This is a genomic window from Pseudomonas fluorescens (genome assembly GCF_002837185.1).
Taxonomy (GTDB): domain Bacteria; phylum Pseudomonadota; class Gammaproteobacteria; order Pseudomonadales; family Pseudomonadaceae; genus Aquipseudomonas; species Aquipseudomonas fluorescens_AM.
Genome location: NZ_KZ477989.1, coordinates 128,395 through 146,679, shown reverse-complemented (window position 1 = coordinate 146,679; position 18,285 = coordinate 128,395). Strand labels below are relative to the sequence as shown.

The following is an 18,285-nucleotide window of genomic DNA, read 5'->3' as shown; positions in this document are numbered from 1 at the left end:
GAAGGATGGCGGGGCTTTTTTGTGGGCGATGGGTTTAGCTCATCATCCCTTTCACCAGGCGTTCCTGTTCGATCAACTCACGCTGGCGTGCATCGATTCGCGAGGACAGCGGGAAGTTGTTGCCGGCGCGGCGCTTGGCAAAGTCCAATTGCTGGATGGCTTGCTGGAAATCGCCCACCAAGGCGAAGTATTCAGCGCGCGCCTGATGCAGGCCGATGATGTTGCCCGACAAGCCGCGCGTCTCGGCGACCTGATACCACACGTCCGGATCATCCGGGCGGGACTTGAGCAAGCCATCCAGGGCTTTTTCCGCATCGGCGGTACGGTTCTGTTTGAGCAGCAAATCGACGCGTACCTGGTTCAGCGGATAATTGCTGGGGTACTGGGTCAGCATGCGGTCGGTGCGTTGTTGGGCGTCCGGCATGCGATTGCTGGTGATGTCCAGTTCGATCTGCGCCAGGTTGTAGGTAATGTCGTTGGGCGCCTTGGCCAGCAGCGGCGCCAGGCTTTCCCGGGCTTCCTTGAGCTGGGTGCCCTTGATCTGGGCGATGGCCAGGCCATAACGCGCTACATCGTTCTTCGGATTCTCGTCCAGCTGTGCCTGGAAACGCTTGGCGGCGAGGCCGGGGGTGTCTTCATACTTCAATTGCACCCGCGCGCGAATCAACTGATAGCGCAGGCTGTCTTCCTTGCCGCCAGGCTTGGCTTGTTCGGCGCGGTTGCGGGTGTCGGCGATCCGCGATTCGGTGACCGGGTGCGTCAGCAGGAATTCCGGTGGCTTGGCATCGAAACGGTACTGGCGCATCAGGCGCTCGAACATGGTGGGCATGGAGCGCGGGTCATAGCCGGCTTTCTCCAGGTTGAGGATGCCGATACGGTCGGCTTCCTGCTCATTCTGGCGAGAGAATCGACGCTGCTCCTGGATCGCAGCGGCCTGGGAACCGGCAATCGCGGCAATACCCGCATCGCCGGCGCCGGCTGCGGCGGCAATGATGCCGCCGAGCAGGGCCGCCATCATCGGGATCTGCATGCGCGACTGCGCTTCCACGCCCCGGGCAAAGTGGCGCTGGGACAAGTGCGCCAATTCGTGGGCCAGCACCGATGCGTATTCACCTTCGGTCTGGGCATTGAGGAACAGGCCGCCATTGACCCCGACGATCCCGCCGGGTGCGGCGAAGGCGTTGAGCTGCGGGCTGTTGATCAGGATGAATTCCAGGCGCCGGTCGTTGACCTGGCTGGTTTCCACCAGCTTGTAGACGCTGGTTTCGACGTAATCCTTGAGCTGTGGATCATTGAGCTGCGAGACCTGGCCGCGCAGATAAGCCAGCCATGCGCGGCCCAGTTGATATTCCTGTTGCGGCGAGACAATGGCAGAACTGGCGTCGCCGAGTGACGGCAGCTCATCAGCGAAGGCCGGGGAGGCCAGCAGGCAGGCCAGCGTCAGCAGGGTAGGGCGCAAAAAAGTCATGCACAAAGCCTTTCGACAAAGAGCTTACTGTAGCCGGACACTGAGCTTCGGACCAGATATTCTAAGCCGCTCAAATGTTTGCCTGGAGTAACACCATGATCGACGCTGTTGCCTTTGATGCCGAACTCGATGCCAGCGGCCTCAATTGCCCGTTGCCCTTGCTCAAGGCCAAGCTGGAACTCAACCGACTGGCCAGCGGTGCCGTACTCAAGGTCACCGCCACAGACGCCGGTTCCCAGCGTGACTTCCGCACCTTTGCCAGGCTGGCGGGCCATACGCTGGTCCAGGAAGAAGAGTCTGCTGGTGTGTACCGTTACTGGTTGCGCAAGGCCTGATGGCCTTATAAACGCCAATCAGGCCTGGTTCAGCGCCTGCGCCGCTGCCAAAACAGCGTCCACATGCCCCGGCACCTTCACGCCGCGCCATTCCTGACGCAGTACACCCTCGCTGTCGATCAGAAAGGTGCTGCGATCCACGCCCAGGTATTCCTTGCCGTAGAGCTTCTTGAGCTTGATTACATCAAACAGCTGGCACACCGCTTCGTCCTTGTCGCTGATCAACTCGAAGGGGAACGCCTGCTTGGCCTTGAAGTTCTCGTGAGACTTCACGCTGTCACGCGACACGCCGAACACCTCGGTGTTGGCGGCCTTGAACGCTGCGTACTGGTCACGAAACCCCTGGCCTTCGGTGGTACAGCCCGGCGTGCTGTCCTTGGGGTAGAAGTAGATCACCACTTGCTTGCCCTTGAGGGCTGCGAGGCTGAAGGTCTGGCCGCTGGTGGACTGGGCTTGGAAATCGGCTACAGGTGTGTCGATGGCTACCGGCATGAGTCCTTCCTTACATTGGGTTCTGTGGGCGCCATGGCTCGATCAGCGCGTCAAGATTCAGGGCATCGGCGAAATCCAGGAACTGGTCGCGCAACCAACTGATCTGCACGCCGGCCGGCAAGGTCACAGTGAAGGTGGCATTGAGCATGGTGCCGCCGGTTTGCGGCGCCTGATAGGTGTCGCAGGTCAGGTTTTCCAGCTCGACGTTGTGGTCGATGAAGAACTGGCACAGCTCGTTGACGATGTCCGAGCGGTAGGCCGAGCTGACATACGCCACATAAGGCAGGGCCTGTGGGCGATTTTCCAAGGCAGCGCTGCGCACTACGTTGACGGTGAAGTCGTGCTTCTTGGCCAGGCCCGGCAGGCCGGTCTCAAGGCGCGCCAGGGCGTCCCAGCTGCCGGAAATCTGCAACACCAGAGCGCTGCACTCGCCATGGCGGGTCAGGCGCGAAGTCACCACCGCGCAGCGATTCTCATGGCTGGCGCGGCACAGGACGTTGGTCAGCTCCATGGGGTTGGCGCCGAGGGCACTGATAACAAGGAATTGTTCGCGAACTGTGGGGGTGGACATGCAGCCTTCCTAAAGCGATGAGCGGTCGATACCGCCAGAGCTGTATCGATCAAAGGATCAAGGGTAGCGAAAACCGTCGCCAAGGGCTAGGAGGTGGCGTTTTCATTGCGTGAACGACCTGCTTCAGGCGCTGCTTTGGCCCAATGATGGCATTGCCCGTCGTTTAGTTGCGCCAGAACGCATCCTCGCACGGTACTTCGCTTGTACAAGCATCTTGGCGCCAGTACCATTACGGCTCTCTTTTTCCGGCAGGAGCGGTTGCATGATTGCGGGCAGTATGGTGGCACTGGTCACACCCATGGATGCACAAGGTCATCTCGACTGGGACAGCCTGGGCAAACTGGTGGACTTCCACCTGCAAGAAGGCACCAACGCCATCGTGGCGGTCGGCACCACCGGTGAGTCGGCCACCCTCGACGTGGAAGAACACATCCAGGTGATCGAGTTCGTGGTCAAGCGCGTTGCGGGCCGCATCGCCGTGATCGCAGGTACCGGCGCCAACTCGACGCGTGAAGCGATCGAATTGACCAGGAATGCCAAGAAGGCCGGCGCCGACGCCTGCCTGCTGGTGACGCCGTACTACAACAAGCCGACCCAGGAAGGCTTGTACCAGCACTTCAAAGCCATCGCCGAAGCCGTCCAGATCCCGCAGATCCTCTATAACGTTCCGGGTCGTACCGCGTGCGATATGAAGGCCGAGACCGTGATCCGCCTGTCCACCGTGCCGAACATCATCGGCATCAAGGAAGCCACTGGCGACCTGCAACGCGCCAAGGACATTCTGGCCGGTGTCAGCAGCGACTTCCTGTTGTACTCCGGTGACGACGCCACCGCCGTGGAACTGATCCTGCTGGGCGGCAAAGGCAACATCAGCGTGACCGCCAACGTCGCCCCGCGTGCCATGAGCGACCTGTGCGCCGCCGCCATTGCCGGTGATGCCGTGACCGCCCGCGCGATCCACGAAAAGCTGATGCCGCTCAACAAGACACTGTTTATCGAATCCAACCCTATTCCCGTGAAATGGGCGCTGACTGAAATGGGCATGATGCCGGACGGTATCCGTCTGCCGCTCACCCGTCTCAGCGAAGCCTTTCACGAACCGCTGCGACAGGCCCTGCGCCAGTCCGGCGTCCTGGTTTAATTGAGGAAGCACTACGCATGAAGCGATTGGCCGGACTTTCCGCACTTGCCTTGATTATCTCCAGCACCAGTGGCTGCGGTTGGGTATGGGGCCCGGAAGGCTACTTCCGTGACCGCGGCAGCGATTACCTGGAAGCGCAAGCAACCAAACCCATGCAACTGCCGCCTGACGTGAATGTCGCCAAGCGTCTGGACCCTCTGCTGCCGATTCCGCGCAATGTCGCAGACGACACCGTCAAGGGTGAATATGTGGTGCCACGTCCGCAGCCGATCACGGCGGTGGCCGATGCAAGCGACTACAGCCTGCAAAAGAGTGGCGACAACCGCTGGATCGTGGCTCAGCGTCCACCCGCCGAGGTCTGGCCGGTGGCGGTGCAGTTTTTCCAGGACAATGGCTTTCGCATCGACCAGCAGCGCCCGCAGACGGGTGAGTTCACCACGGCGTGGCAGCAAGGCCGTGAGTTGTCCGCCAACATGGCCCAGCGCCTGCTGGCTGGCGGTGTAGCCGCCGACAGCGAAGCCCGTGTGCGTGTGCGCATCGAGCCAGGCGTACAGCGCAATACCAGTGAAGTCTATGTGGTCAGCGCCGAGCGTCCTGCCGGTAGCACGGCGAGCGTCGATTTCACGCCGCGCTCGGTCAATACCGGTGTCGACGCCGCGCTGGTCGACGAGATGCTGGCCAGCATGAGCCGCATCTCCGAGAAGGGCGGCTCGGTGTCCCTGCTCGCCGCACGTGATTACGACACGCCTAGCCGCGTCAGCCTCACCGAAGATGGCAGCGGCAACGTGGTGCTGAACCTGGGTGAAGACCTGGACCGTGCCTGGGCCAGCGTAGGTCGCGCCCTGGAGCAGGGCCCTTGGCGCGTTGAGGACATCAACCGCAGCCTGGGTCTTTACTACATCAACGTGGCTGAAAAGGCCGAGAAAAAAGACGACGAGCCAGGTTTCTTCGGCAAGCTGTTCGGCAGCCAGCCGACCAAGGAAGAAGTCGAGACCCGCGCCGAGCGTTATCAGGTTCGTTTGAGCAAAGTCGGCGAGAGCGTGCAAGTCACCGTCGAGAAAAACATCAACACTGTCGCGCCAGCTGAAACAGCGCGCAAAGTGTTGGGTGTGATTCAGGACAACCTGGGCTAATCCGATGCGTTTTGCTGTTCTCGGTAGCGGTAGCCAAGGGAACGGCACGCTGGTCGCCCATGACGACACGTACATATTGGTAGATTGTGGTTTCTCATTAAGAGAAACCGAGCGACGCCTGCTGCGCCTGGGGGTTCACCCCGCGCAGCTGAGTGCGATTCTGGTGACCCACGAACATGCCGACCACGTGCATGGCGTGGGTTTGCTGTCTCGACGCTACAATCTTCCGGTGTACCTGAGTCGCGGCACGTTGCGCGGGATGCGCAAACCCATTGAACCCGCAGGTTTCCTGGCCGGTGGCGAGCAACTGCAGATCGGTGCCCTGAGCATCAGTGTCGTCGCAGTCGCTCACGACGCCCAGGAGCCGACGCAATATGTATTCAGTGACGGCGAGCGACGCTTCGGTGTGCTCACCGACCTGGGTTCCTACTGCGCCAAGGTGCTGGACGGTTACCGCGACCTCGATGCCTTGATGATCGAGTCCAATCACTGCCGAGACCTGCTGGCTCGCGGTCACTACCCCTACTTTCTCAAGCAGCGGGTGGGCGGCGAACTGGGACATTTGAACAACCATCAGGCGGCGTACCTGGTGTATGAGTTGGGCTGGCAAGACCTGCAACACCTGGTCCTGGCCCACCTGAGCAGCAAGAACAACCTGCCGATGCTTGCCCGGCAATGTTTTGTCGACACCCTCGGGTGCGACCCGGACTGGCTGCAACTGGCCGATCAAGATTCAGGGCTCGACTGGCGCCACATCGCCTAGCCCACCTCACTCAAAGCGGAGCCCATCATGGAAAAACGTGAAGAACTCTACCGCGGCAAAGCCAAGTCGGTATACAAGACCGACGACGCCAACCGTCTGATCCTGCTGTTTCGCAACGACACCTCGGCGTTCGATGGCAAGCGCATCGAACAGCTTGATCGCAAGGGCATGGTGAACAACAAGTTCAACGCCTTCATCATGCAGAAGCTCGAAGAAGCCGGCATCCCGACCCAGTTCGACAAACTGCTGGGCGATAACGAATGCCTGGTCAAGAAGCTCGACATGATTCCGGTCGAATGCGTCGTACGCAACTACGCCGCCGGCAGCCTGGTCAAGCGCCTGGGCGTGGAAGAGGGCCTCAAGCTCAACCCTTACACCTTCGAGCTGTTCCTGAAGGACGACGCCAAGGGCGACCCGTTCATCAATGAATCCCACGTCGTGGCCTTTGGTTGGGGCACCGCTGAACAACTGGCACGCATGAAAGAGCTGTCCCTCAAGGTCAACGACGTGCTGAGCAAGCTGTTCGACGACGCCGGCCTCCTGCTGGTGGACTTCAAGCTCGAATTCGGCGTATTCCACGATGGCTCCATCGTCCTGGGCGATGAGTTCAGCCCGGACGGCTGCCGCCTGTGGGACAAGGACACCAAGAAGAAGATGGACAAAGACCGCTTCCGCCAGGGCCTCGGTGACGTCATCGAAGCCTACGAAGAAGTCGCCAATCGTCTTGGTGTACCGCTGTAATCGACGCAAGCATCTGATAGCACGGAAAAAAATCTCATCAGAGCTTTGCTTCCACGAAACAGGCTGTTATGATGCGCGCCGTTGGAGAGATGCCAGAGTGGCCGAATGGGACGGATTCGAAATCCGTTGTACCTTCACCGGTACCTAGGGTTCGAATCCCTATCTCTCCGCCATTACATGAAAAAGCCCCGTAGCTGCCTAAGCTACGGGGCTTTTCCGTTTGGGGCGTTGGGCTATCAACCCACGGTTAGCTCGAGCGCTCATTCGCCTTGCGATAGGCCTGATCATGCTCCCGCTTATCCACGGCCACCGCGCCGACGGTAATTTCCTGATCGATCACTTGATAGATCAGTCTGTAACCGCTACTGCGTAATTTGATCTTGTAGCAGTCAGGGAGTCCATGCAGGCGATTGGCTTCGTTGCGGGGGTTGTTCAGAATCTCCACCAGCTTCTTCTTAAGCTGCTGGCGGAGGGTGTCGCCGAGCTTCTCCAATTCGAGATAGGCGCGAGCTTTCAGGTCGTCATCGATACGAACGTTGATAGATGCCATGGAAAAAGTCCTCCTGTAATGACGTTGGTCATTACACTGGATCAGGTGCGTCCCTTTGGCAGGTCTGTCTGGACATACGGCAATCGCTTTCATTCTTTGATCCTACTTTTTACCCTTCGGTTTTGCTGGCGACTTTTTATCCGTTTCCTTGACCGTCTCCCTCGGCCGTTTCTTTGCCTCACCTTCTGTCACGTATTCCCCTGTGACTGCATCACGATATCTCGTTGGCATATAAGCTCCCTGGCAAGTACGTCGCCACAGCGGCGACCCTTCTGAGGCTAGCTTAGAGGCTTGGATGCTCAAGTTTCACTGCGGGAATTCTCGTTACCAGGCCTTTCCGAATGGTCGCTTACGTTCTGCGGGATAGGTAGTTAGATAAATAACGGCCTGAAACAAAAAAGCCTGCCGAGCTCAATGCTCAGCAGGCTTTTCAGTGTGTTGTCTGGTCAGGCCGGTTGAGCGGCCAGGCGATTGCTGATGTTACGACCCAGCACCAACACGGTGACGAAACCTGCGCCCACCAGCGCTGTGGCCAGGCTTAACAATACCGAAGTACCCAGGTGGTCAACGATCTGTCCACCAAAGAACGAGCCCAGCGCAATGATCACTTGGAACAGCGCAACGAATAGCGGCATGCCACGTTCCACGTCCTTGGGCGCGACCACGAACATCCAGATACTGGCGCACGCCGGGAAGGCGCCAAAGGCGAAGCCCCACAGCGCGATCAGCATCGTGGCGCCGATCATGCCGGTGGCGAAGTAGGGGAACAGGGCGGTGCTGGTGCCGATCATCAGCGCAACCAGCAGCAGGGTGTGACGCACGCTGCGGTTGGCGGCGAAACCGGCAAAAATGTTACCTGCCACACCGGCCACGCCAAACATCAACAACAGCGAACCGATCGTTGGCCCATCGAAGCCGGCGCTGTTCTTGAAGAACGGCGCGACATAGGTGTAGGCGGCAAAGTGCGCCAGGCCGATCAGCAACACGGCGATCAGTCCGACTCGGGCACGTGGGTTGATAAACAACGCCGGCAAGTCACGCACGAGGATGGCCTTCTCCGGGTAGAGTCGAGGCAACAGGAAGACCTGCGCCAGCAGTACCGGTACGCCCAGCAGCGCGGTGACCAGGAAGGTCATGCGCCAGCCCATCAGGCCACTCAGCCAGGTACCGACGGGCACGCCCAGTACGGTGGCCAGCGTTACACCCATCATGATGATCGAGGTGGCTTTGGCCACGTCCACTCCCCTGGGCGCCAGGCGACCGCTGAGGGCGATGGCCGTCGCCCAGAAACCACCGATGCTGATGCCCAGCAACACGCGGCCGAACAGCAGCAGGCTGAAGTCACTGGCCAGAGACACGACCAGGTTGGCGATGATCATGACCAATGTCAGGCCGATCAGCAGGTAGCGGCGATCCATTTTGCCAATGATCACCGACAGCAGCGGCGCCGCGAGGGCGGCCATGATGCCCGGCAGGGTCACCATCAGGCCCGCGTGGCCGGCGCTGATGCCGAGGTCGCTGGCAACGTCGTTGAGCACGCCCACCGGCAGAAACTCGCTGGTCACCAGGGCGAAAGCGCCCACGGCGACCGAAAGAATCGCCAACCACTGCTGTTTGACACTTTGCTGATTATGTTCGGGAAGGCCGCGAGGGGCCTGGTTGGCATTGGGCATGGCGTTCAGTTCCGGGGTAAACGTCGCCTGAAACAGGCGAGGGGGAGGGAATTCGGAGCGATTATAGAAACCAGTGGTGGTAATTGAGCAGGCGCTCGGTTCGATAGTAATCATCAGCGCAATCGATGCGTCGCCCTGGCAGGCGCTTGGAAAACAGTAAAAGCCAGCTGGCAGTCGCGAGGTGGCGCAGTTGGCGACTTGGCTGAACGAAGCGGTGGCGTGGTTCGAGCTGTTATCAACGACGCTAGGACTTTGCTTCCAGGCCTTGGCGTATCTTTTCGAGCAGTTCGTCAATGTGAAACGGCTTGGTGATCAGGTCCATGCGTTCACCCAGGAAATTTTGCCGATTCGCTGCATTCTCGGCGTAGCCGGTCATGAACAGGATCGGCAAATCGTTGCGCAGGCAACGGGCGAAATCAGCCAGTTCACGGCCGGTCATGTAGGGCAGGCCGACATCGGTGAGCAGCAGGTTGATCGTCAGGTCGGTTTTCAAGATAGCGATCGCTTCGTCACCGTCGGCTGCCAGGCTGCAGTGGTAACCGGCGTCTGCCAGCACTTCGGCGACAAAGCTGCGCACCGAAGGCATGTCTTCGACGATGAGTATGTGTTCACCTTTGCTCTTGCCCGGCTTTGCCAACGATCGGGTGGTCACCGAGGCAGGACCTTCCGCGGCCGGGAGCATGATCGTCACTTCAGTGCCTTGGCGGGTGACGCTGCGGATCTGCGCATCGCCGCCGGACTGGCGCGCGAAACCGTAGATGGTCGACAGGCCCAGGCCGGTGCCCTGGCCCACTGGCTTGGTGGTGAAGAAGGGATCGAACACCTTGTCGATGACACTGTGCTCGATGCCTACGCCGTTGTCCCTTACCGATAGCGCGATGTAGGGACCGTCTTCCAGCTTGAGGTTGCCGTTGGAGTAGGCAGGGTAGGTGGTCACCCAGATATTGCCGCCTTTGGGCAGCGCATCGCGGGCGTTGATCACCAGGTTCAGCACTGCACTTTCCAGTTGAATCGGGTCGACCATCGCCACGGCAGCGTTATTGGTCAGCTCCAGTTTCAAGGTGATGTGTTCGCCGATGGTGCGTACCAGCAGTTCTTCCACGGAACGGATATGCGCGTTGATATCGATAGGCCGCGTGTCCAGCGGCTGCTGCCGGGCGAACGCGAGCAGGCGGTTGGTCAGGCCGGCGGCGCTCAGGGCAGAACTGAGCGCGGCGTCGGCATAGCCCAGGACCTTATCGGTGCGCTGGCTTTCGATACGCTTCTTGATCAACTCCAGGCTGGTGATGATACCGGTGAGCAGGTTGTTGAAGTCGTGAGCGATACCGCCGGTGAGTTTGCCCAGGGCGTCCATTTTCTGGGCCTGGAGCAGTTGCGCCTCAGTGCGTGCCAGGCGGGTCGCCGCGTTGGCGAGTTCGGCCTGTTGATGACGCTCGCGATGGCGGTATTCAGTCACGTCCTCGACAAATACCAGGCTCAGCTCGGCGCGGTCATAGGGCGAGATCTGCCATTCGGTTTCGCGCAGTTGGCCGTCGACTTTCATCTGCAGCGTGCCTTTCCAACGCTCGCCGGCCGCCAGGCGCAGGCACAGCTCCTGGATCACTGCATACTGGTCGCCGGCGAAGCATTCAAGCAGGGCATCGGGGTTGAGGTTGTCGTGAATCAACTGGGCGAATGCGTGGTTGCATTCGTGGACCTTCAGTTGCGCATCCAGCACTGCAATCGGCGCGCTGATATTAAAGAAGATCTCTCGAAAACGCGCCTCGCTTTGCCGTAGCGCGTATTCAGTGTCGCGCACGCGCAAAAGGGTGCGCAGCGTCGCCAGCAGCACTTCGGGGTCGATCGGGTGGATCAGGTAGGCGTCGGCCCCGGCGTCCAGGCCGGTGATGATGTCGCCGGTCTCGATGGACGCCGCCGACACGTGCACCACCGGCAGCAAGGCGGTGTTCGGGTCGGTACGCAAACGGCGCACGATGTCGAAGCCACTCATGTCCGGCAGGTTGACGTCGAGGATCAGCGCATCAATTTTTCCAGTGGCGATCAGGTCCAGCCCCTCCTGGCCCGTGCCGGCTTCGAGCACCAGGTAGTGATGGCGCTCGAGGCGTCTGCGCAGGGCGTAGCGCGTCGCGGAATTATCGTCGACGATCAGCAGCTGGATCTCACGTTTCATCGACGTTCTCGCTGGCAATGGAGAGAGGGATAACTACAAAGAACAGCGAGCCTACGCCGGGCGTGCTTTCAACACCGACCCTGCCGCCCAGCAACTGGGCAAAACGCTTGCACAGTGACAGGCCCAGGCCGGTACCGCGCAGGCGTTTCTGCAGCGGTGAGTCGATCTGGGAAAAGTCTTCGAACAGGTTGTTGTGCAACTCGGCGGGTATGCCCAGGCCGGTGTCCTGCACCGCAAAACGGATCTCGTGTTCGCTCTCCATGCGCGCCGAGACCCGCACTTCGCCCTGCAGGGTGAATTTCAGGGCGTTGGAAATGAAGTTGCGCAGTATTTGCGCGAGTTTTTTGTCATCGGTATAGAGCTTGGGCAGGCCGGAAGGCTTCTCGAAGATCAGGTCGACCGATGATGCGTCCACAATGGGGCGGAACATGCCGCGCAGCGCCGAAAACATGTCGAACATATCGAACCAGGCCGGAGAAATAGTGATGCGCCCGGCCTCGATCTTGGCCAGGTCGAGCAAGTCGTCGACCATCTCGCGCAATTCGCGCGCCGAGCTGGCGATAAACCCGACCTGGGTGTGTTGCTCCGGGCTCAACGGGCCGTCCAGTTCGTCGGCAAGCAGGCTGGTGATACTCAGGATCGAGCCCAGGGGTGTGCGGAACTCATGGCTCATGTACGACAGGAAACGACTCTTGAGGTCTGACGCCTCACGCAGTTGGTCGGCTTGCATGTCCAGTTCGGCATACAGCGCCAGCACGCCCTGGTTGGTTTCATCCAACTCCGCGCGCAGGGCATCCGCTTCCTGGCGCAGGCGTTGGATTTCGGCGGCGAGCGAGGCAGTGGTTTCAGCCATCGATGGCCTCCAGGGCAATCACGAAGACAGTAACGTCGTCCCGACCGCGGCAGAAGTCACGGTGCAGGATGGCGGCAATCAGGGCGGGGTGGCGGTGGACGAGCCCCGGATAGTCCGAAAGATTCCAGCGTGATTGCAGGCCGTCGCTGTACAGGATCAGCAACTGATCGGCCACCTGAGCATAGTCGAAGGGTTGGGCCTTGCGAAACTGCACGCCGATGATACCCGGGTGTGAGGCCAGGCCGCGCGGCTTGCCAGGCCCGATCAGGCTGCCGCCGATATTGCCGATGCCGGTAAACCTGAGCGTCTCGGCCACGGCATCGTACTGGGCCACCGCCATGGCGGCGCCACGGGTGCCGTTCATGCCGATGTGCATATCGCTCATCAGTACCGTCGAATCCATGAAGGCATTTTGTGCAAACACCTCCTCTCCCGCTCGGGCTGCCTGCTCGGCGTATTCGCCATGGCCGAGCCCGTCGGCCATCATTACGCTGAACCGCCCAGGCTCGATCGCCAGGTGCCAGGCATCACCGCAGTGAGGGTCGTTATGCAGCGAGTGCTGGCTGACGCCATAGCGAATATCCCGGGTCGTTGCGGCACGCGGCGTCAGCCTGGCCAGTATCGCCGCGCCGCGCTGATCGGCATGGGCATCGAACACCTGCGCCAGGCGCGATATTGCCCCCAGCCCGATGCCCTGGGTGCCCCCGGTGGAAAAACCGTCCACCAGCCCGCTGTCGATATCAAAGCCTTGCCCACGGTCGATGGCGATCATTTCGACGCCGCCGTTGCCGGTGGCGCGCAGGTGCAACTCACCGTGCGTGGCATGCTTGAGGATATTGCTGGCAAGCTCGGTGGCGACCAGCGCTACGCGGCCCGCATCGGTTTCATCGAAACCCAGCGACTCGGCTAAGTGCTGGGCCGTGCGCCGGGCGTGGCCGATCTGGCTGGTATCTTCAATCAACAGTACGTGCGTGAGCGCGCTGGGAATATTCAGGCCCATCGGGTAATCGTCACGCGGGTACCCTTGCCAGGCTCGGTGTCCAGTTCAAACTCGTCTACCAGGCGCTTGGCTCCGGTGAGCCCAAGGCCCAGGCCGCCGCCGGAGGTCCAGCCGTCGGTCATCGCCAGCTTGAGATCGGGAATGCCCGGCCCCTCATCGCGAAACGTGAGGCGTACGCCGGGGCGGTGGTCTTTCTCGATCACGGCCCAGTCCATGTAGCCACCCCCGCCATAGACCACGGTGTTACGCGCCAGCTCGCTGACCGCCGTGACCAGTTTGGTCAGGTCGATCAGGCGCATGCCGCAGTCCTGGGCCAGTCTGCGTACCAATTGTCGAGCCAGCACAACGTCCTGTTCTATCAGCACAGGGTGTGTGCCGCTGCTGGCTTGGTTCATGAGTGTTCTACCCGGTCGCGCAACAGCTTCATGCCGCGCTCGACGTTGAGTGCGGTCGCGACGCCGGGCAGGGTCATGCCCAACTCCACCAGGGTAATGGCGACCGCAGGCTGCATGCCGACCAGTACGGTTTGTGCATCCATGATCCGGGACAACCCGGAGATGGTGCCGATCATGCGCCCGATGAAGGAGTCGACCATGTCCAGCGCCGAGATATCGATTAGCACGCCGCGCGCCGAGGTGCGGCTGATACGCTCGGACAGGTCGTCCTGCAAGGTCAGCGCGAGTTGGTCGTGCATGTCCACCTGGATGGTCACGAGCAAAAACTCGCCCATCTGCAAAATAGGGATGCGTTCCATGCTTAAACAGCCTTGGTGATATTGACGCCCAGGCGTTTGAGCGCCAGGGCCAATGCATCGGCGAGGTTGGCTTTGGTCACCACACCCTGAAGGTCCAGGCCCAGGTGCACGATGGTCTGGGCGATCTGTGGACGCACGCCGCTGATAATGCAATCGGCACCCATCAAGCGGATGGCGGTAACGGTTTTCAACAGATGCTGGGCTACCAGGGTATCCACGGTTGGCACGCCGGTGATGTCGATAATGGCGATCTCCGCGCCAGTGTCGACGATCCGCTGCAGCAGCGATTCCATCACGACCTGGGTGCGTTGCGAATCCAGGGTGCCGATCATCGGCAGGGCCAGTACGCCATCCCACAGCTTGACCACCGGCGTGGAGAGTTCCAGCAGTTCTTCCTGTTGGCGCTTGATCACCGACTCACGGGATTTCTGGAAGGTGCGGATGGTGTGCATACCCAGCGCATCGAGCAGTTCGGAAATCTCCCAGAGTTGTTCGCTCAGTTGCGCCGGTTGCTCGGCGTACTCGCGTTGCAGCAACGTAAACAGTGGCCCTTTAAGGGCGAAAATGAAGCTGGCGGTCTGTTGCGAGTCCTGCCCGGCCAAGGCACGACTGTGGGACAGTTTCTCCAGGAATACTCGCGTTTGCGCCCAGTTTTCGTGGTTGGTATTTTGCGAGCCGCCTTGGTGCAGGGCGGCGCTCAACAGTTCGAGGAATTCGCGTGTCTGCTGTTTGACATCGTCACCCTTCACGTTACGCGTGGCACCCGAAGCCTCAAGGCTGGTGTTCCATTCGTCAAGGAGAGCGTTACGATTTTCATGCAGCGCCTGGATTGTGTTCGTTTGCAGAGTTGCCACGGGTAACCTCCTTGAGTGCCTCGAATGAGCTGCACGCAATTTATACTAAACCGCAGGATTTAGAAGTATTTCGAGTGCTTTCGTATCGAAGTTGGGCAAGTTTCGCCTATGCCGGACGCATTTGGTCCATGGACATCAACCCTGCCGACGCTAAAGCAATCCTGCATAGCGTTGCCCGCCATAAAACACGCCGAGGATCGACACTGTTTTGTTCGCGGTGTTTACCTTAAATGCAATGACGGTGCTGTGTCGGTAATGCGTGATGCGCAAGTCAGTCAGCAGGTCGTCACGGCGCGTGCCACGCAAGGGACACAGAGAAAAGCGTTCGCAGTGGCTGATGAGCCTGTCGACAACGCGCGCAGCCACTGCCGTAGAGGCTGCATCGCACTATGTCCGCAGACCCGACCCGGTGCGCATGGCGTCCCACCCGCTCCCATACGATAATGCCCGCCACATCGTCCATCCTGGCTTGCCTTCCGTGATCATCAACTTCGACCTCAATGACCTCCAAGCCTTCCGCGCCGTGGTAGACAAGGGCAGTTTTCGCGGTGCCGCCGAGGCCATCCGAATCTCGCAACCCGCGCTCAGCCGGCGCATCGAAAAGCTCGAGTCGGCCCTGGATGTAAAGCTGTTCGAACGCACCACGCGGCGAGTCAGCCTGACCATGGTCGGCCGTGCATTCCTGCCTCAGGTCGAACGCATGCTCGACGACCTGGACATCGCCTTGATGGGCATCAGTAACGTCGCGTCCACGCGCATGGGCAATGTCACCATCGCCTGTGTGCCGTCGACTGCGTATTACTTCATGCCCCACGTCATCTCCGAATTCCACAAGCTGTATCCGAAGATTCGCCTGCGGGTGCTGGATGCCAGTGCCGGTGAAGTGTGCAATGCGGTAGAAAGTGGCGAGGCGGATTTTGGCGTGAGTTTCAGCGGCAGCCTGGCCGATGAAGTGGAGTTCGAGCTGTTGCTGCAGGAGCGCTATGTGCTGGCCTGTCGTCGTGACCATCCGTTGGCCACGCGTGCAAGCGTGACCTGGACCGAAGCCTACGAGCATGACTACATCAGCGTGGACAAAACTTCGGGCAACCGCTTCCTGCTGGATCAGGCCCTGCGCGGTGTGCGGGTGAAAAAGCCGAGTATCTGCGAGACCCACCACGTTACCACGATGATCGGGCTGGTGGAGGCGGGGCTGGGCGTGGCGATGGTGCCGTCGATTGCGATGCCGGCGTGTGAGCACCCGATTCTGGTGAGTGTGCCGCTGGTGGAACCGCAGGTGATGCGCAATGTGGGCTTGATCAAGCGCCGCGGGCGGACATTGCCGCCGGCGGCGCTGGAGTTGGAGCGGTTGGTGCGGGAGATGCCGTTTCGGTCAGCGTGACACCGAGTCCAGGCCGGTGGATTGCACCACCGGTTGAGCTTCGGGCGACGCCATGAACTGCAGCAATGCCTTGGCCTCTTCCGGGTGTTCGGCGTTGACCGGAATGCCCGCGGCGAAACGCGTAACGGACTGCACGTCTTCCGGGATCTTGCCGACAAACGTCACGCCCTTGACCGGCAACAATTCCGCCACCTGCTGCAAGCCGACTTCGTAGTCACCCTTGGCCACCTGTTCGCCCACCGGCACGCGTTCGATCATGGTGCCCTTGGCCGGCATGCCGAGCTTTTTGAACAGCTCCTTCTCGACATACACACCGCTGGCGCTGTCCGAATAGGCAACGGATTCAGCCTTGCTCAGCACGGCCTTGAGCTCGGCGTCAGTATTGATCGCAGGTTTAGCCGCGCCTTCCTTCACTACCAACCCAATCCGCGAATCCGCCAACTCCACACGGGAGGCGGGGTCGACCTTGCCTTGTTTGATCAGCTCATCCAGGGCGTAGCCGACCATGATCACTACATCGGCATGTTCGCCACGGGCCAGGCGGTTGGGAATCGCTTCCGGCGCCTTGCCCATGGACGGGCCGAGGACAGTGTCCAGGGTGTCACCGCTGTGCTTGGCGTATTGCGGGCCGAGCAGTTTATAGGCAGCGGTGAAGCCGCCGGAGGTCATCACTTTGAGCTCTTCAGCCTGGGCTGACAGCGCCAAGGCGCCAAGGACCACGGCGGTGAGGGTTTTGAACAACGGCTTCATTGCACGGCCCCCTGCATGACCTGGCCACGGGTATTGGCGCGGCGATACAGCGCCAGGGTGGAACACAGGGCACACAGCGCAGCGAACATCATCCAGTAGGCGGGCGAAGCCTTGTCCTCGGTGATGTGAATGAACCAGGTCGAGATCGCGGGAGTGAAGCCGCCGAAGACAGCGGTTGCCAGGCTATAGGCCAGGGAGAAACCCGCCACGCGCACTTCCACCGGCATGATCTCAGTCAGCGCCGGGATCATTGCGCCGTTGTACATACCGTAAAGGAAGGAGAACCACAGCAGGGTTTCCAGCATGTGTGCAAAGCTTGGCGCGTTGACCACGTAGGACAGCGCTGGATAAGCCGTGAGAACGGTCAGCACTGTCATGGCGATCAGCACCGGCTTGCGGCCAAAGCGGTCGCTCAGGATGCCGCCGATCGGTAGCCAGACAAAGTTCGACACCGCCACCAGCAACGTCACCAGCAGCGCGTCGGAAGTGCTCAGTTGCAGCACGGTCTTGCCGAAGGTCGGTGCGTACACGGTAATCAGGTAGAACGCGGTGGTGGTCATTGCCACCATCAGCATGCCGCCAATGACCACGGTCCAGTTTTTCACCAGGGTGGCCATCACTTCACGCATGGTCGGGCGGTGCTTGCGCTTGGCGAACTCCTCGGTTTCCTGCAGGTTACGCCGCAGCACGAAGATAAACGGAATGATCACGCAACCCACGGCGAAGGGAATGCGCCAGCCCCAGTCTGCAACGACAGCCGGCTCCATCCATACGTTCAAGCCATAGCCCAGTGCGGCGGCAACCACGATGGAAATCTGCTGGCTGCCCGACTGCCAGCTGGTGTAGAAGCCCTTGCGGCCCGGGGTGGCCATCTCGGACAGGTACACCGACACACCACCCAGTTCCGCACCGGCCGAGAAGCCTTGCAACAGGCGGCCCAGCAGCACCAGCAACGGTGCCCACAGGCCAATGGTGTGATAACCGGGCACCAGCACGATCAACAACGTGCCGCTGGCCATGATCGACAGCGTCACGATCAGGCCTTTGCGACGGCCCACGTCATCGATATAGGCACCCAGAATGATCGCGCCCAAGGGCCGCATCAGGAAACCTGCGCCGAACACGGCAAAGGTCATCATTAATGATGCGAATTCATTGGCGGCGGGGAAGAAGGCGGCAGCGATGTAGGTGGCATAGAACCCGAACAGGAAAAAGTCGAACTGTTCGAGGAAGTTGCCCGAAGTAACGCGCAGTACGGCGCCTACTTTCGAAGGAGCAACCGCAGGCCGGGAAGGGCTAGTCATGGTTTTGTGTCTCCAGCGTTCTTTTTAAAGTGCTTGTTTCGCTTAAGACTTGGGATAGTGGCTGACACATTTAGAAATGATAAGTGACAAATTTGGATGGATTGATGTGTGTTGGCTATCAATTCAAAAGGCTGCCCGCATTGCCCGCCCTGTTCTACGCTTGAAGCTGTGTCCAATGCTTACGAATGGGAGATGGCTATGGGTAACGAACACAAACAGCACAAAGAGTCAGAGCGTGAACAATCTCGGCAGTGGCCCGAGGAAGAAAAACCGCAGACCTGGAAGCACCCCGACGACGGTACCGAGCTTTCCGAGCAGGATCAGGAGCGCCCGCTCAAGCCCTGATTTCAAG

At 60.2% G+C, this 18,285-nt stretch carries 20 protein-coding genes and 1 tRNA gene; 8 read left to right on the top strand and 13 right to left on the bottom strand.

Annotation, left to right across the window (positions count from 1 at the left end; translation table 11 throughout):
- Window positions 1-34: 34 nt before the first annotated feature.
- A complete protein-coding gene (locus CIB54_RS06755) occupies window positions 35-1,468 on the bottom strand; it encodes a M48 family metalloprotease (protein WP_065949255.1) in 1,434 nt (477 codons plus the stop codon).
- A gap of 95 nt (window positions 1,469-1,563) precedes the next feature.
- On the opposite strand from CIB54_RS06755, the gene CIB54_RS06750 reads away from it, so the two are divergent.
- The gene (locus CIB54_RS06750) at window positions 1,564-1,803 is read left to right on the top strand and encodes a sulfurtransferase TusA family protein (protein ID WP_065949254.1); all 240 of its coding nucleotides are present in this window, start codon (window positions 1,564-1,566) and stop codon (window positions 1,801-1,803) included.
- An 18-nt stretch (window positions 1,804-1,821) separates the two neighbouring features.
- Here the strand turns inward: CIB54_RS06750 and CIB54_RS06745 are convergent, their stop codons facing one another.
- Entirely contained in the window at window positions 1,822-2,295 is a 474-nt protein-coding gene (locus CIB54_RS06745) for a peroxiredoxin (RefSeq protein WP_101219190.1), read from the bottom strand.
- Window positions 2,296-2,305: 10 nt separating this feature from the next.
- The gene (locus CIB54_RS06740) at window positions 2,306-2,866 is read right to left on the bottom strand and encodes a glycine cleavage system transcriptional repressor (protein WP_003189463.1); all 561 of its coding nucleotides are present in this window, start codon (window positions 2,864-2,866) and stop codon (window positions 2,306-2,308) included.
- A gap of 262 nt (window positions 2,867-3,128) precedes the next feature.
- Between CIB54_RS06740 and dapA the strand changes: the two genes are divergently transcribed.
- From dapA to CIB54_RS06715, 5 genes are all read left to right on the top strand, one after another.
- Window positions 3,129-4,007, top strand: a complete 879-nt coding sequence (gene dapA / locus CIB54_RS06735) for a 4-hydroxy-tetrahydrodipicolinate synthase (protein WP_065949252.1) — start codon at window positions 3,129-3,131, stop codon at window positions 4,005-4,007.
- 17 nt (window positions 4,008-4,024) lie between these two features.
- Window positions 4,025-5,140: an outer membrane protein assembly factor BamC gene (gene bamC / locus CIB54_RS06730; protein WP_065949251.1), complete on the top strand. Its 1,116-nt coding sequence runs from the start codon at window positions 4,025-4,027 to the stop codon at window positions 5,138-5,140.
- Window positions 5,141-5,144: 4 nt separating this feature from the next.
- The gene (locus CIB54_RS06725) at window positions 5,145-5,903 is read left to right on the top strand and encodes an MBL fold metallo-hydrolase (protein ID WP_065949250.1); all 759 of its coding nucleotides are present in this window, start codon (window positions 5,145-5,147) and stop codon (window positions 5,901-5,903) included.
- Between the two features lie 27 nt (window positions 5,904-5,930).
- Window positions 5,931-6,644 (top strand): phosphoribosylaminoimidazolesuccinocarboxamide synthase, encoded by a 714-nt coding sequence (gene purC, locus CIB54_RS06720; protein ID WP_003172493.1) that lies wholly within the window; start codon window positions 5,931-5,933, stop codon window positions 6,642-6,644.
- A gap of 83 nt (window positions 6,645-6,727) precedes the next feature.
- Window positions 6,728-6,817, top strand: a tRNA-Ser gene (locus CIB54_RS06715).
- Between the two features lie 74 nt (window positions 6,818-6,891).
- Here CIB54_RS06715 and CIB54_RS06710 read toward each other — a convergent pair.
- The 8 genes from CIB54_RS06710 to CIB54_RS06670 form a co-directional block, all read right to left on the bottom strand.
- Window positions 6,892-7,194 (bottom strand): type II toxin-antitoxin system RelE family toxin, encoded by a 303-nt coding sequence (locus tag CIB54_RS06710; protein WP_101219188.1) that lies wholly within the window; start codon window positions 7,192-7,194, stop codon window positions 6,892-6,894.
- 446 nt (window positions 7,195-7,640) lie between these two features.
- A complete protein-coding gene (locus tag CIB54_RS06700) occupies window positions 7,641-8,867 on the bottom strand; it encodes an MFS transporter (RefSeq protein WP_065949236.1) in 1,227 nt (408 codons plus the stop codon).
- A 244-nt stretch (window positions 8,868-9,111) separates the two neighbouring features.
- Window positions 9,112-11,037, bottom strand: coding sequence for a response regulator (locus tag CIB54_RS06695; protein WP_101219186.1), 1,926 nt, complete (start codon window positions 11,035-11,037; stop codon window positions 9,112-9,114).
- Window positions 11,027-11,890, bottom strand: a complete 864-nt coding sequence (locus tag CIB54_RS06690) for a sensor histidine kinase (protein WP_065886284.1) — start codon at window positions 11,888-11,890, stop codon at window positions 11,027-11,029. Before CIB54_RS06690 ends, CIB54_RS06695 begins: the two co-directional genes overlap by 11 nt.
- A complete protein-coding gene (locus tag CIB54_RS06685; protein ID WP_083217893.1) occupies window positions 11,883-12,890 on the bottom strand; it encodes an ATP-binding protein in 1,008 nt (335 codons plus the stop codon). Before CIB54_RS06685 ends, CIB54_RS06690 begins: the two co-directional genes overlap by 8 nt.
- Window positions 12,881-13,285 carry an anti-sigma regulatory factor gene (locus tag CIB54_RS06680; RefSeq protein WP_101219184.1) on the bottom strand — a complete coding sequence of 135 codons (405 nt, stop codon included), beginning with the start codon at window positions 13,283-13,285 and terminating at the stop codon, window positions 12,881-12,883. The genes CIB54_RS06685 and CIB54_RS06680 overlap by 10 nt, the downstream gene beginning before the upstream one ends.
- A complete protein-coding gene (locus CIB54_RS06675) occupies window positions 13,282-13,644 on the bottom strand; it encodes an STAS domain-containing protein (protein ID WP_017254285.1) in 363 nt (120 codons plus the stop codon). The genes CIB54_RS06680 and CIB54_RS06675 overlap by 4 nt, the downstream gene beginning before the upstream one ends.
- 2 nt (window positions 13,645-13,646) lie before the next feature.
- On the bottom strand, window positions 13,647-14,498 hold the full coding sequence (locus tag CIB54_RS06670; RefSeq protein ID WP_065949233.1) for an STAS domain-containing protein: 852 nt from the start codon (window positions 14,496-14,498) through the stop codon (window positions 13,647-13,649).
- A 478-nt stretch (window positions 14,499-14,976) separates the two neighbouring features.
- Between CIB54_RS06670 and CIB54_RS06665 the strand changes: the two genes are divergently transcribed.
- Window positions 14,977-15,879 (top strand): LysR family transcriptional regulator, encoded by a 903-nt coding sequence (locus tag CIB54_RS06665; RefSeq protein ID WP_065949232.1) that lies wholly within the window; start codon window positions 14,977-14,979, stop codon window positions 15,877-15,879.
- On the opposite strand, the gene CIB54_RS06660 is transcribed toward CIB54_RS06665, so the two are convergent.
- A complete protein-coding gene (locus tag CIB54_RS06660) occupies window positions 15,871-16,629 on the bottom strand; it encodes a substrate-binding domain-containing protein (protein ID WP_101219182.1) in 759 nt (252 codons plus the stop codon). The two genes, CIB54_RS06665 and CIB54_RS06660, sit on opposite strands and share 9 nt — an antisense overlap.
- A complete protein-coding gene (locus CIB54_RS06655; RefSeq protein WP_101219180.1) occupies window positions 16,626-17,933 on the bottom strand; it encodes an MFS transporter in 1,308 nt (435 codons plus the stop codon). Before CIB54_RS06655 ends, CIB54_RS06660 begins: the two co-directional genes overlap by 4 nt.
- Window positions 17,934-18,131: 198 nt before the next feature.
- Here CIB54_RS06655 and CIB54_RS27430 point away from each other — a divergent pair, with 198 nt between their 5' ends.
- On the top strand, window positions 18,132-18,278 hold the full coding sequence (locus tag CIB54_RS27430; RefSeq protein WP_191949571.1) for a hypothetical protein: 147 nt from the start codon (window positions 18,132-18,134) through the stop codon (window positions 18,276-18,278).
- The last annotated feature ends 7 nt before the right edge of the window (window positions 18,279-18,285 follow it).

Coding starts and splice junctions, on each gene's coding strand:
- CIB54_RS06755 (WP_065949255.1), bottom strand. CDS start 1,468: ATGACTTTTTTGCGCCCTACCCTGCTGACGCTGGCCTGCCTGCTGGCC.
- CIB54_RS06750 (WP_065949254.1), top strand. CDS start 1,564: ATGATCGACGCTGTTGCCTTTGATGCCGAACTCGATGCCAGCGGCCTC.
- CIB54_RS06745 (WP_101219190.1), bottom strand. CDS start 2,295: ATGCCGGTAGCCATCGACACACCTGTAGCCGATTTCCAAGCCCAGTCC.
- CIB54_RS06740 (WP_003189463.1), bottom strand. CDS start 2,866: ATGTCCACCCCCACAGTTCGCGAACAATTCCTTGTTATCAGTGCCCTC.
- dapA (WP_065949252.1), top strand. CDS start 3,129: ATGATTGCGGGCAGTATGGTGGCACTGGTCACACCCATGGATGCACAA.
- bamC (WP_065949251.1), top strand. CDS start 4,025: ATGAAGCGATTGGCCGGACTTTCCGCACTTGCCTTGATTATCTCCAGC.
- CIB54_RS06725 (WP_065949250.1), top strand. CDS start 5,145: ATGCGTTTTGCTGTTCTCGGTAGCGGTAGCCAAGGGAACGGCACGCTG.
- purC (WP_003172493.1), top strand. CDS start 5,931: ATGGAAAAACGTGAAGAACTCTACCGCGGCAAAGCCAAGTCGGTATAC.
- CIB54_RS06710 (WP_101219188.1), bottom strand. CDS start 7,194: ATGGCATCTATCAACGTTCGTATCGATGACGACCTGAAAGCTCGCGCC.
- CIB54_RS06700 (WP_065949236.1), bottom strand. CDS start 8,867: ATGCCCAATGCCAACCAGGCCCCTCGCGGCCTTCCCGAACATAATCAG.
- CIB54_RS06695 (WP_101219186.1), bottom strand. CDS start 11,037: ATGAAACGTGAGATCCAGCTGCTGATCGTCGACGATAATTCCGCGACG.
- CIB54_RS06690 (WP_065886284.1), bottom strand. CDS start 11,890: ATGGCTGAAACCACTGCCTCGCTCGCCGCCGAAATCCAACGCCTGCGC.
- CIB54_RS06685 (WP_083217893.1), bottom strand. CDS start 12,890: ATGGGCCTGAATATTCCCAGCGCGCTCACGCACGTACTGTTGATTGAA.
- CIB54_RS06680 (WP_101219184.1), bottom strand. CDS start 13,285: ATGAACCAAGCCAGCAGCGGCACACACCCTGTGCTGATAGAACAGGAC.
- CIB54_RS06675 (WP_017254285.1), bottom strand. CDS start 13,644: ATGGAACGCATCCCTATTTTGCAGATGGGCGAGTTTTTGCTCGTGACC.
- CIB54_RS06660 (WP_101219182.1), bottom strand. CDS start 16,629: ATGAAGCCGTTGTTCAAAACCCTCACCGCCGTGGTCCTTGGCGCCTTG.
- CIB54_RS06655 (WP_101219180.1), bottom strand. CDS start 17,933: ATGACTAGCCCTTCCCGGCCTGCGGTTGCTCCTTCGAAAGTAGGCGCC.
- CIB54_RS27430 (WP_191949571.1), top strand. CDS start 18,132: ATGGGTAACGAACACAAACAGCACAAAGAGTCAGAGCGTGAACAATCT.